This window comes from Dolichospermum sp. FACHB-1250, from assembly GCF_014696335.1.
GTDB lineage: Bacteria > Cyanobacteriota > Cyanobacteriia > Cyanobacteriales > Nostocaceae > Dolichospermum > Dolichospermum planctonicum.
The window spans coordinates 65,139-77,848 of record NZ_JACJPZ010000017.1 but is presented as its reverse complement, the minus strand read 5'-3'; the positions used below and the strand labels follow the sequence as shown (position 1 = coordinate 77,848).

Here is a 12,710-nt window from a genome sequence, read left to right as displayed (position 1 = left end):
ATACAAATCCTTTTGCTGTGGAATTAGCGCGGGTAACTTTGATGATAGCGCGGAAAATTGCGATTGATGATTTATGTTTGACTGAACCTGCTTTACCTTTGGATACTTTGGATGATAATATTGTTTGTCAAGATGCTTTGTTTAGTGAATGGGTCAAAGCTGATGCTATTATTGGAAATCCACCGTTTTTGGGTGGTAAAAACATGAGAATAGAATTAGGAAATGAATATGTAGAAAAGATATATCAAGCTTTCCCAGAGGTAAAGGGACAACCGGATTTTTGTGTATTTTGGTTTAGAAAAGCATCTGATTTATTAGGTAATAAAGGAAGAGGAGGGTTAGTTGGGACAAATTCTATTGCTCAGGTTTCAGGGAGAAAAGCAAGTTTAGATTATATTGTTAGTAATGGTGGAATTATTCATGACGCAATTTCTAATCAGATTTGGTCTGGAGATGCTGCTGTTCATGTTAGTATTGTTAATTGGACAAAGGAAGAGCAAAAACAAAACTTTTTAGATAGTGTTGAAGTTCCGTTTATTACTTCTTCTTTAAAAAGTGAGATATCGGTTACAAATGCTGTGAAATTAGAAGCGAATAAAAATTTCTCTTTTGAGTCTTGTGCGCTTGGTGGAAAGGGGTTTATAATCTCTGAAGAAGAAGCTAGGGAATGGATAAAGATTGATTCTAAAAATGCAGATGTTTTAAAACCGATGATTGATGGTAAAACTTTAATTAATCCTTATTTAAAATTAGATTGGGTAGTTGATTTTAATAATTTATCAATAGAGGAAGCAAGTGAATATCAATTACCTTTTCAGCGTGTGAAAGAAAAAGTGAAACCAGAAAGAGACAAAAACCGTAGAGACGCAAGAAGAATTAACTGGTGGAAGTTTGGTGAAAAAAGACCAGCTATGAGACAAGCAATGTCTTCTTTATCTTGTTATTTTGCTATTCCAAAAATTGCTAAGTGGATGATTTTTACACCTGTGAATATTTCTATTTTACCTTGTGAAGCTAATATGGTTATTGCTGCTGATGATTTTTATATCCTTGGGATTCTCACATCTAACGTACATCGTGTTTGGGTAAAAGCGCAAAGTTCGACTTTAGAAGATAGAACTCGTTACACTAATACAACCTGTTTTGAAACCTTCCCATTTCCACAAACAGCAGATATAAAAATAGTCCAACAAATTCGCACTAAAACAGAAGAACTAAATGAACATCGTAGTCAACAAATGGAAACCAAACAATGGGGAATCACTACATTATATAATAAATTTTTCACCGAACCGAGTAGTCAACTTTATAAACTACATCAACAACTGGATAAACTGGTAATGTCAGCTTATCAATTCAACCCAGAAGATGATATTTTAGAAAGACTGCTGTTATTAAATGTAGAGTTAGCGGAAAAAGAAAAACAGGGAATTAAAATTATTGGACCAGAAATACAAAATTAGTAGTAAGTATGTAGGGTGCGTTAAAAGCGTTAAAAGATGATGAAATCAACTATTAAATACAATCCGCGAGGTAACGCACCAAGTTTACAGTAGAGTTCAACTTTGTGAGGTACAAAAATACTCTACCTTGCCCACTTGCCCAAGTAAAGGGTGTACTTCATAAACCTAAAATAGGCTGTATAAAATATGAGGAAGGGATTTTTAATTAAGGCCTAGACAGTCCAAATACGTACCATTTTTCCCGACTGAGAAAAAAGCCAATACCATCACTATTAGTACAAGTTAAACCGATTTTTTGAGATACACACTTAAAACCACTTGAATTCCAATTACTTCCATAGTTCAAAACAGGTTTATTTTTGTCAGCAATGGTATCAATAATACACAAAATTTCTGGTCTACCCTTCTCAGGTAATAAAAAACCTTGTCCCCACTCAAGTGGACAATATCCGGGGTAGGGTTGAGGAGGTTTGGGTTTTAGTGAACTACTGATTTCACAGCGTAAAATATTTATTTCCCCTGGTACTCCTGGTATTAATTCACAAAAAATATTACCACTAGGGGACTGAAAACCTTTTGGTGCTGCTATACTTACCTGTGGTAATAAAGTCACCATTGTACCTGTCAGAAGCAACACCACTAATTTCTTAATTTGTCTGTACATGATTTATTTACATGATTTATCAAAAATAATAGACATTGTTAAATATCCGGTTATGGTAATCTGACTTGAGAATATATAGATACTATATCACAAGTATTGAACGTCGAGAATTTCAGATACCCGATTTCTTAAAGAAGTCGGGTATCTTGATAAAGATAATAAATGGCAAAATGCCGTTCTTTTTTCTTTGAGTTGATATAGAATTGGGGAAATTGACCATCATACATCCTTTGTGCTTTTCTGTATTTGAGAAAGGTAATTTCCACATTTTCAAGTTAAATAAATTACTAATTGCTACTATTGAATCTCGATTTATATTATATATATTTTATCATGCAGATGCGCTATAAAGATTATGATCTGCTGTTTAAATCCTGACTGTTCAAATCCGCAAAATCCAGATAATTATCAATTTTGTCAAAATTGTCAAACTCCTCTAGTAACACTTTTGAGAAATCGGTTTCGTGTTACCCGGTTACTTTCTAATGAGGGGGGGTTTGGAAGAACTTATATTGCTGAAGATATTGATAAATTAAACGAATTATGTGTCATTAAACAATTAGCTCCAAAATTTCAAGGTACTTGGTCACAAAAAAAAGCAATTCAGTTATTTTCAGAGGAAGCAAAGCGATTACAACAATTAGGAGAACACCCTCAAATTCCCACTTTAATAGCCTATTTTCAACAGAATAATTGTTTATATTTAGTTCAGCAGTTTATTGATGGTCAAAATCTACTAGATGAATTAAATTCCCGAAAAGTTTATAAAGATTGGGATATTCAGTCTATTTTATTAGATTTATTACCGGTTATTAAATTTGTGCATCAACATGGGGTAATTCATCGTGATATTAAACCAGAAAATATTATTCGTCGTCAATCTGATCGAAGATTAACACTAATTGATTTTGGTTCTTCTAAAAAATTGACGGTAAGAGTACAGGGAAAAAATGGTACTTCTATTGGTTCTCATGGTTATTCTCCTATTGAACAAATTAGAGACGGAAAAGCTTATCCTGGTAGTGATTTGTTTGGTTTAGGTGCTACTTGTTTTCATTTACTAACGGGGATTTCTCCTTTTCAATTATGGATGGAATATGGCTATAGTTGGGTAGAGAATTGGCAAAAATATTTACGGTTTCCCCTAAATAGAGAATTAGGAGAAATTATGGATAAGCTACTACAAAAAGAAATACAAAATCGCTATCAATCTGCGGATGAAGTTATGAGAGATTTGATGAAACAACATACTCTTATGCTCCCAGCAGCAAATAGTAAAATTAATAGTAAAATTAATAGTAAAATTAATAAATTACCTGCTAATTATTCTCGGATAAATTACACGAAAAAATTTTTATTGCGAAATTTGATTTTTATGTTTGGGTTAATTATTTTTTTCACTTTGGGAGAGTTTGGTTATCGAGAATTTCGTAAATTAAAACCCGATTTTTCTTTTAATTTGAATCAATCCCAGAAAACTGAAAAATATTTGTCTTTGGTAAATACTTTTTCTGGACATAAAAGTAAGGTTTTATCTGTGGTAATGAGTCCAGATGATAAAATGATTATTAGCGGTGGTGATTGTCAGCAAAATGCTGATAGTAAATGTTATGGTAATCTGAAATTGTGGGATGTGATCACCGGTAAAGAAATTACCAGTCTGGAGGGACATTCCCAAAATGTTAACGCATTAGCTATCTCTGCTAATGGTAAGATATTAGTTAGCGGTAGTGATGATCAAACTATCAAAATTTGGAATTTACAAACAAATCAATTAATTCACACTTTAACTGGTCATACTGATGCAATTCATAGTTTAGCTATTAGTGCTGATGGAAAAACTTTAATTAGTGCTAGTGATGATCAAACTATCAAGGTTTGGGATTTAATCACAGGTAAGTTAATTCGCACTTTAATCGCTCATAAATCTTGGGTACGTTCTGTAGATATTAGTCCCAATGGTGTGACTTTGGCAAGTGGTAGTTTTGATAAAACTATAAAATTATGGAATATTCATCAAGAACAACCAATTCAGACTTTAACTACTAGTTCACAAACAGTTATAGCTGTGGCTTTTAGTCCCGATGGTAAAATTTTAGCCAGTTCTAGCCGCGATCGCACTCTGAAATTATGGAATTTACAAACTTTAACACCAATTTCGACTATCACATTAGAAGGTAATAATATTAACACTATTGCTTTTAGTCCCGATGGTAAAATTTTAGCCAGTGCTGGAAGGAGTACCTTAGGGGAGAAAAGCTATTACACAATTAAAATATGGAATGTAGCGACAGAAGAGGAAATAATAACACTGACAGCAAATGGTAATACTATTACTTCTTTAGCTTTTAGTGCTGACAGTAAATTTTTAGTTAGTAGTAGTGAAGATAACTTAATTAAACTTTGGCAGGTTTCTCCGTAAACAATGACAAAAATTTTTCAAATTGATTAGTCTACAATGAGTTGGGGTAGAAAACTCCATCTAATTCAATTCTCTATTTTTTCTTCATGAATTTAGTCTGGGAAAGATTGACTTTATCTTCCTTACCACTTAAAGAATATTTGTCTAGCAGTTACCTATATCGGTTGCTGGTGGGATCCTTGCTTCCTTGGCGACAAAGTAGTATTCTGATCCGGTGGGGAGATATAATTGCAGTGGGCTTACTTAGCCTCATTTATACTCTTGCACCCTTCGTTTCTAGCACTTTAATCGGTTTATTACTACTGGCTTGTGTGGGTTTATGGTTGCTGTTAACTTTATCTGAGGAATTTACAGCCAATGCTGCTTCCTTCACTCCCATTCATCTGCTAGTATTGTTATATTGGGCTATTGCTGCGGTAGCCACAGCTTTATCACCAGTAAAAAAGGCTGCTTTGGGTGATTTACAAACCTTAACCCTTTATTTGTTGTTATTTGCTCTCTGTGCTAGAGTTTTAAGAGTCCCCAGATTTCGCTCATGGTTGATTACCCTTTATTTGCACATATCCCTCATTGTCAGTGTCTATGGAATACGACAATGGTTTTTTGGTGCGAAAGCTTTAGCCACTTGGGTTGACCCAGAATCTCCTTTAGCCAAGACTACCAGAGTTTACAGTTATTTGGGTAATCCTAATTTACTGGCAGGATATCTTTTACCGGCTGTAATTTTCAGCTTTGTCGCCATTTTTGCTTGGCCAGGTTGGATAAAAAAAAGTTTAGCACTAACGATGTTTATTGTCAATAGTGTAACTCTAATTCTTACTTTTAGTCGGGGTGGCTGGATTGCTTTATTGGTGGGATTATTGACGGTGACGGTATTACTGATTTTTGTTTTTGGTGACTCCACGGTTGAGAATTTATGGGGTATAAAAATACCACCCCAGATGATGTTAATATGGCGGAATTGGTCTTTACCAATATTCCTGGGGAGTGTGGTTGGTATATTAGCAATAGGCATGATCTTTGTTGAACCTTTTCGGGAAAGAGTTATCAGTATATTCGCGGGTAGAGAAGACAGCAGTAATAACTTTCGCAAAAATGTCTGGGATTCCGTATTTCAAATGATCCGCGATCGCCCGATTATTGGTATTGGACCGGGTCACAATTCTTTTAATCATGTTTATCCTCTCTATCAAAGGCCTCGTTTTACGGCTTTGAGTGCCTATTCTGTATTTTTAGAAACAATCGTCGAAACTGGTTTTTTAGGTTTTACTTGTTTTCTGTGGTTAATATTGGTCACTTTGAATACAGGATTCTCCCAGCTACGACAATTAAGACAAAGTAAAGATACTCAAGTATTTTGGTTAATTGGGGCGATCGCTGTTATTGTAGGTATATTATCTCATGGACTAGTTGATACAGTATTCTATCGTCCTGAAGTGAATACCCTCTGGTGGTTTACTGTAGCCTTAGTTGCCAGCTTTTGGCAACCTTTAACACCTTCTAAACAGTAAAGATATTTAACTAGCTTTTGATTTTGTTGGGTTAAAAAAAGTACCAAATATTCGCCTGTGGTGCGGGCATCTTGCCCGCTAAAAAAACACCCCACCTATAATCTGTCGTTCTCCCTCCTTTTACTAAGGGAGAGTTGGGGAGGAGTGTCCTTTAAAACCTCTTCATTGCCCTTTGCATACTCCGTTGATCATCACGACGTTTAATACTTTCCCGTTTATCATGTAGCTTTTTACCCTTACCCAGAGCAATAACCACCTTTACCCAACCCCGTTTGAGGTACATTTTCAACGGGACTAGGGTTAAACCCTCCTGTTCTACCTTACCAATTAGCTTACGCAGTTCTTGCTTATGGAGTAGTAACTTGCGTGTTCGTCTTGGTTCGTGATTAAAATATGCACCACTGGAAGCATAAGGAGAAATATGTACATTAATTAACCATGCTTCACCATCACGAATTAAAGCATAACCATCTTGGAGATTGGCCTTACCTCCACGAATTGATTTTACCTCAGTTCCCGTCAATTCAATTCCCGCTTCATAGGTTTCTAGGATTTCATACCGAAACCGCGCTTGACGATTATCACAAATTGTTTTGTAACCTTCACTCTTTTTATCACTCATTGACAATCTTCTTAAGTTTTCATAAATAAGCCTAAAAATTTTTTAGACTAACTTTTTTATTTGGGTTGCATCATGTATATTTCGCGCCAAGGCGCAAAGAAGCAAAGCCGCCAAGTTTGAGATTTTGATACCTTCCATGGTATAGCCATATTTTCTTGGTTTCGTAAGGCTATCAGCAACGTCCTTTTGTTCATTGTAGTTCACACAGTGGCGGGTAAATTAAACCTGATTCCTGACTCTCTTCTCAATTACGTAAAGTTTTGTCAAGCATTTCTAAAAATTTAAGATTTTCTTTATAAATTCTTGACTAAGGGGACATTAACAGGTATTTTTGTCATAGTATGGAGGATGAGATGACGATTCTTGCCAGTGTCTATTGATATTTCTCATTGTGGCACATTACTCAGTAAAAAAAATTATAGGGGTGTACTGTCCATGCCCTTGACTATTCTAATCGCAGATGACGACATAGGTACACGTTTAGCCATTAGTGATTATCTTGATCTATCTGGTTATCATGTAATTACTGCTGATAATGGTATTGATGCTTTGAATACGCTAGAAAAGTATCATCCTGATTTGCTAGTGACAGATATTATGATGCCACTAATGAATGGTTATGAGTTGGTGCGTCGTGTTCGTCAATTATCCGCGTTTCGCTTATTACCTATAATTTTATTAACAGCGAGAACTAAAATCCAAGAACGAATTTTAGGGTATCAATCTGGTTGTGATTTATACTTGCCTAAGCCTTTTGAATTGGAAGAATTAGCCGCTGCTATTCGCAATTTATTAGAGCGATCGCAAATTATCCAATCTCAATGTCGTTTTATTTACCAAGATAATAACCGTAATTTAACTTATACAAAGGCAGAGAATGGTCATATTTCTGTATCTACTCAGGTTCAGATATCTCAAGTATTGACACCGTTAACTGTGAGGGAAAAGGAGGTTTTAGACCTTTTAACCCATGGTTTTTCTAATGTGGAAATTGGTAATCATTTACATTTAAGTCCGCGTACGGTGGAGAAATATGTGAGTAGTTTATTGAGAAAAACAGAAACTAGTAATCGTGCTGAATTGGTTAGGTTTGCGATCAAACATGATTTAGTAGAATAGGATTTTTGCCCAAATTGACATTTTTAGTCTGGTAATATTCAGTGAAATTGAGTATTTGCTGGGTGCGTTAGTAAGTCCATAACTCACCAAAATATAATCCGACTAAAACTTACAAATAGACGATGGTTGCAGGGGACATTGTTTAGAGATAAGTGGATTTTTCGCAAGGTCAACTTCAGTTAATTTAGTCAGATTAGACAAAGGTTTGATATCGCTGATTTGATTTTCCGCAAGGTAAAGAGCATTCAAATTAGTGAGATTAGACAAAGGTTTGATATCGCTGATTTGATTTTCCGCAAGGTAAAGAGCATTCAAATTAGTGAGATTAGACAAAGGTTTGATATCGCTGATTTGATTTTCCGAAAGGTAAAGAGCATTCAAATTAGTCAGAGCAGACAAAGGTGCGGTATCGCTGATTTTATTTAACGGAAGCTCAAGTTTAGTAAAATTAATTAGCGTTTGATTAGCTTGACTACAATTTTGGGTTTCAGCAACTTTTAATAATACTTCTACAGTGTGTCTCGTCTCTTGAGGTAAACTGGCTTTTTGTTCACACCATTCTGTAAAAGTCTTGGGTGTTTTTGTGGTTTCAGTAATCACTTTTAAGGTATAAAATCCTAATGTCAAAGTAAAAATGGTGGTCGCTACTACTACTAGACTTAGTTTCATGATTTTAGTGATAAGAAGTTACAGTAATTTTATCATGTTGTCGTTACTAAGATGAATATACTCAGGACTAAACGCAGATGAACGCAAATAAACGCAGATGATTTTGTCACTCTTTAGTGATTTGCTGAAAACTAAAACTTACAAATAGACTCTGGTTTCAGGGGACACTGTTTAGAAATAAGTGGATTTTCTGAAAGGTCAAGTTCGGTCAATTTAGTCAGATTAGATAAAGGTTTGATATCGCTGATTTTATTTACCGAAATTTTAAGTTCAGTTAAATTAGTCAGATTAGACAAGGGTTTAATATCCCTGATTTGATTTGCTGAAAGACCAATATAAGTCAAGTCAGTCAGATTAGATAAAGCTGCGGTATTGCTGATTTGATTTAACGGAAGGTCAAGAGAATTTAAGTTAGTCAGGTTAGACAAGGGTTTGATATCCCTGATTTGATTTGCTGAAAGGCCAAGAGAAGTTAATTTAGTCAGGTTAGACAAGGGTTTGATATTGCTGATTTGATTTTTATCAAGGTAAAGAGAAGTCAAGTTAGTCAGGTTAGACAAGGGTTTGATATTGCTAATTTGATTTTTATTCAGATAAAGAGAAGTTAATTTAGTCAGGTTAAACAAGGGTTTGATATTGCTGATTTGATTTTGTGAAAGGTAAAGAGTAGTTAAGTTAGTCAGATTAGACAAGGGTTTGATATTGCTGATTTGATTTGCTGAAAGGCCAAGATAAGTTAATTTAGTGAGGTTAGACAAGGGTTTGATATTGCTGATTTGATTTTGTGAAAGGTCAAGTTCAGTCAATTTAGTCAGGGTTTGATTAGCTTGACTACAATTTTGGGTTTTAGCAACTTTTAATAATACTTCTACTGTTTGTCTTGTCTCTTGAGGTAAATTGGCTTTTTGTTGACACCATTCTGTAAAGGTTTTGGGTGTTTTTGTGGGTGCTGCGGTGACTTTTGGGGTATAAAATCCTAATGTCAAGGTAAAAATGGTGGTCGCTACTAGTCTTAGTTTCATAATTTTAGTGATTTATAACTCTTTAGAGGATGTTTTAAAGGTGGTGTCCTGTGTTACCCCCCTTAGTCCCCCCTTATCAAGGGGGGAAACAAGAAAATCCGGTTTCTTTATCAAGGGGGGAAACAAGAAAATCCGGTTCCCTCCCCTTAATAAGGGGAGGGTTAGGGAGGGGTTAAAAATATTTGATACATTAATCATGTTTTGCAAACATCCTGTTAGTGATTTGCTAAAAACTAAAACGACAATTAGATTCTGGTTGCATAGGACATTGTTTAGAAATAAGCGGGTTATTCTGAACTTTAAGAGTCCGTAAATTTTCCAAAGTAGATAAAGATTGAATATTTTGGATTTGATTTTTCTCTAAATAAACAGCAGTTAATTTAGTCAGCTTTGACAAGGATTGAATATCACTGATTTGATTTCCTCCCAGATAAACAGCAGTTAATTTAGTTAAGTTTGACAAACTTTCAATATCACTAACTTGATTTTCTTTCAAGTCGACAGAAGTTAAATTAGTCAAGTTTGACAAGGGTTTGATATCGCTGATTTGATTTTTCCACAAGGAGATAAAAGTTAAATTATTCAAGTTTGATAAGGGTTGGATATCCCTAATTTGATTTTTCCACAAGGAGATAAAAGTTAAATTATTCAAGTTTGATAAGGGTTGGATATCCCTAATTTGATTTTCCCACAAATTCAGAGTAGTTAACTTAGTCAAGCTTGATAAGGGTTGGATATCACTAATTTGATTTCCTCCTAAGTCAAGAGAAGTTAAATTAGTCAAGTTCGCTAAAGGTTTGATATCACTAATTTGATTTTCCCATAAATTCAAAGCAGTTAAATTAGTCAAGCTTGATAAGGGTTTGATATCACTAATTTGACTTCTCCATAGGTCAAGAGTAGTCAATTTAATCAGTCTTTGATTGGCTTGAGTACAGTTTGTTGTCCCAGCAATTTTTAATAATACTTCAACTGTGTATCTCGTCTCTTGCGGTAACTTGGCTTTTGGGTCACACCATTGTAAAAAATTATTTGGTGTTTTTACATTGGTCACAGGTTTTTTCTCAGGTGTTTTCTCAGGTGTTTTTATAGGTGTAATAAATATTTTTACAGGTGCTTGTTCAGTTATAACGGGTATTTCTACAGTTGTTACAGGCTTTTTAGCAGGTGTTTTAGTCGTTGTTACAGGTTTTTTAGCAGGTGTTTTAGTAGTTGTTACAGGTTTTTTAGCAGGTGTTTTTACAGTTACAGCCAAGACTTCAGTGTAAAGTCCTAAAGTGAATGTAAAAATAGTAGCCGCGACGAAAGCTAGTTTCATAATTTTTATAAGTTAAGCTGTACAGTAATTATACTATTAACGATCAACTTATTTTTTCCCTTTTCCTTCGCGCTCTTTGCGTCTTCGTGGTTGATATAATCTATATTCTGCTAATAAAAACGAGTATTGGGTTTGATTTTAGTTATTTTTTGGTCTTCGTAATGGTTGGGAATTGATAGGACCTAGAAGTTGATTTAAACCCCGTAATTGTTCAGCAGTACCCATACAAATCAAAGTATCTCCCGACATTAACACCGTGTCTCCAGTCGGCCCACCAATGAGTTTACCATCAAGGCGGCGAATTGCCAAAACTAAAGCCCCGGATTGCGATCGCAATTTAGCTTTTTGTAGAGTTTGACCAATAAAGGGACACCGAGCTATATCTAGTAAAAATTCTTCCATATATAATTCCCGGTCTGCACCTGAGAGAATCCCATCTACAAAGTCCAGAATCTGCGGTCTGAGGGCTGCTGCTGCCATACGTTTACCGCCGGTAATATACGGTGAAATTACGGCATCTGCACCGCCACGCTGTAATTTTTGTAATGATTCTTCTGTACTAGCGCGAGCGATCGCCCGAATACCAGGATTCAGGGTTTTTGCTGATAAGACAGTATATAAATTTTCCGCATCTGAAGGTAAAGCGGCCACAATGCAAACTGCTTTAAGAATACCAGCCTTGAGTAAACTATCATCTAATGTGGCATCACCCTGGTAAACAATATAACCAAGTTCCTGGGCTTTTTGTGCGGATTCAATTTCTGAATCAATGACCACAAAAGAAACACCTTCAGCTTGAAACTCCTTAGCAATCTGTCGCCCGGTGCGGCTAAATCCACAGATGATATAATGACCTGATAATGATTCCATTAAACGCCTTTGTTGTCGCAGTCTAATTCCTTCTAAAAAATAACCTTCAATGACTGCGGCTGTAAACCTATTGACAATATAACCAAGATTGACCACACCCATGAAAATCAAGGCTATGGTAAACAAACGACCGCGACTACCCAAGGGGTGAGTTTCTCCATAACCGACGGTAGCTAAGGTAATCACAGTCATGTAAGCTGCATCTTCCCATGACCAGCCTTCAATCAAACAATACCATAAAGTACCAATTAAAAAAATACAAGCCAAAGCCAGCGCCCCGGCCATTAACTCTTTTTGAATACGTTGATATTTTTGCTCTAGGGTAGAATACACAAATTAAAAATAATGATGGTTTATTTTGATGGTTTATTTTTTAAATTAAATTTAAACCTTAGCTATTGTCACAACCTCTAACTGATCTTGATATTTACCCTGACGAGTTTCATAATTAACAGCACAGGGTTCACCTTCTAAAAATAGCAATTGTACTACACCTTCATTAGCATAAATACGACAGTCAGCGCTGGAAGAATTAGAAAATTCTAAGGTAAGATGACCCCTCCATGCCGCTTCGGCAGGTGTTAAATTAGCTATTATACCACATCTAGCATAAGTAGATTTACCAATACAAATTACTGTAATATTCCCTGGAACTTGGAGCTTTTCTAAGGCTACGCCTAAACCATAGGAATGAGCAGGTAAGATAAAATAGCTACCACTTTCATCCCTATGTAACTGAGTGGACTCTAGATTTTGGGGATTAAAATTTTTAGGATCAATGACAGTACCAGGAATGTGTCGAAAAATCCGAAATTCAGATGCAGAAAGACGGATATCATAGCCATAAGAAGAAAGTCCGTAACTAATTACAGGTTGGGGAATCTGAGATGGATCAGGTTGCAATTTACGAATTAAACTAAACTCAAAAGGCGAAATCATGCCTTTTTGAGCCATTTCGGTAATCCAGATGTCGTTTTTAATCACGGGTTGAGAGAAAATTGAAAGTAATTTATGAGAATATCTTAATATC

Annotated in this window: 11 protein-coding genes; 4 read left to right on the top strand and 7 right to left on the bottom strand. The window is 35.4% G+C overall.

The window, feature by feature from the left end; translation table 11 throughout:
• Positions 1-1,463 (top strand): class I SAM-dependent DNA methyltransferase (locus H6F39_RS08225; RefSeq protein ID WP_190396524.1); only part of this gene is annotated, 1,463 nt, incomplete at its 5' end.
• Positions 1,464-1,668: 205 nt separating this feature from the next.
• Here H6F39_RS08225 and H6F39_RS08220 read toward each other — a convergent pair.
• Positions 1,669-2,127: a DUF6636 domain-containing protein gene (locus tag H6F39_RS08220; RefSeq protein WP_137906203.1), complete on the bottom strand. Its 459-nt coding sequence runs from the start codon at positions 2,125-2,127 to the stop codon at positions 1,669-1,671.
• Positions 2,128-2,482: 355 nt separating this feature from the next.
• Here H6F39_RS08220 and H6F39_RS08215 point away from each other — a divergent pair, with 355 nt between their 5' ends.
• Together H6F39_RS08215 and H6F39_RS08210 are read left to right on the top strand one after the other, a co-directional pair.
• Positions 2,483-4,549 carry a serine/threonine-protein kinase gene (locus H6F39_RS08215; protein WP_190396523.1) on the top strand — a complete coding sequence of 689 codons (2,067 nt, stop codon included), beginning with the start codon at positions 2,483-2,485 and terminating at the stop codon, positions 4,547-4,549.
• Positions 4,550-4,635: 86 nt separating this feature from the next.
• Positions 4,636-6,060 carry an IctB family putative bicarbonate transporter gene (locus H6F39_RS08210; RefSeq protein ID WP_137906205.1) on the top strand — a complete coding sequence of 475 codons (1,425 nt, stop codon included), beginning with the start codon at positions 4,636-4,638 and terminating at the stop codon, positions 6,058-6,060.
• Positions 6,061-6,211: 151 nt separating this feature from the next.
• Here H6F39_RS08210 and smpB read toward each other — a convergent pair whose 3' ends face one another.
• Positions 6,212-6,682 (bottom strand): SsrA-binding protein SmpB, encoded by a 471-nt coding sequence (gene smpB, locus H6F39_RS08205; protein ID WP_190371464.1) that lies wholly within the window; start codon positions 6,680-6,682, stop codon positions 6,212-6,214.
• A 435-nt stretch (positions 6,683-7,117) separates the two neighbouring features.
• On the opposite strand from smpB, the gene H6F39_RS08200 reads away from it, so the two are divergent.
• The gene (locus H6F39_RS08200; RefSeq protein WP_190396522.1) at positions 7,118-7,801 is read left to right on the top strand and encodes a response regulator transcription factor; all 684 of its coding nucleotides are present in this window, start codon (positions 7,118-7,120) and stop codon (positions 7,799-7,801) included.
• Between the two features lie 102 nt (positions 7,802-7,903).
• Here the strand turns inward: H6F39_RS08200 and H6F39_RS08195 are convergent, their stop codons facing one another.
• The 5 genes from H6F39_RS08195 to dcd form a co-directional block, all read right to left on the bottom strand.
• Entirely contained in the window at positions 7,904-8,470 is a 567-nt protein-coding gene (locus H6F39_RS08195) for a leucine-rich repeat domain-containing protein (RefSeq protein WP_190396521.1), read from the bottom strand.
• Between the two features lie 131 nt (positions 8,471-8,601).
• Positions 8,602-9,492 (bottom strand): leucine-rich repeat domain-containing protein, encoded by an 891-nt coding sequence (locus H6F39_RS08190; RefSeq protein ID WP_190396520.1) that lies wholly within the window; start codon positions 9,490-9,492, stop codon positions 8,602-8,604.
• Positions 9,493-9,718: 226 nt separating this feature from the next.
• A complete protein-coding gene (locus tag H6F39_RS08185; protein ID WP_190371468.1) occupies positions 9,719-10,810 on the bottom strand; it encodes a leucine-rich repeat domain-containing protein in 1,092 nt (363 codons plus the stop codon).
• A 138-nt stretch (positions 10,811-10,948) separates the two neighbouring features.
• On the bottom strand, positions 10,949-12,013 hold the full coding sequence (locus H6F39_RS08180; protein ID WP_137906211.1) for a TrkA family potassium uptake protein: 1,065 nt from the start codon (positions 12,011-12,013) through the stop codon (positions 10,949-10,951).
• Between the two features lie 51 nt (positions 12,014-12,064).
• Positions 12,065-12,634, bottom strand: coding sequence for a dCTP deaminase (gene dcd, locus H6F39_RS08175; protein WP_199290888.1), 570 nt, complete (start codon positions 12,632-12,634; stop codon positions 12,065-12,067).
• Positions 12,635-12,710 lie beyond the last annotated feature (76 nt).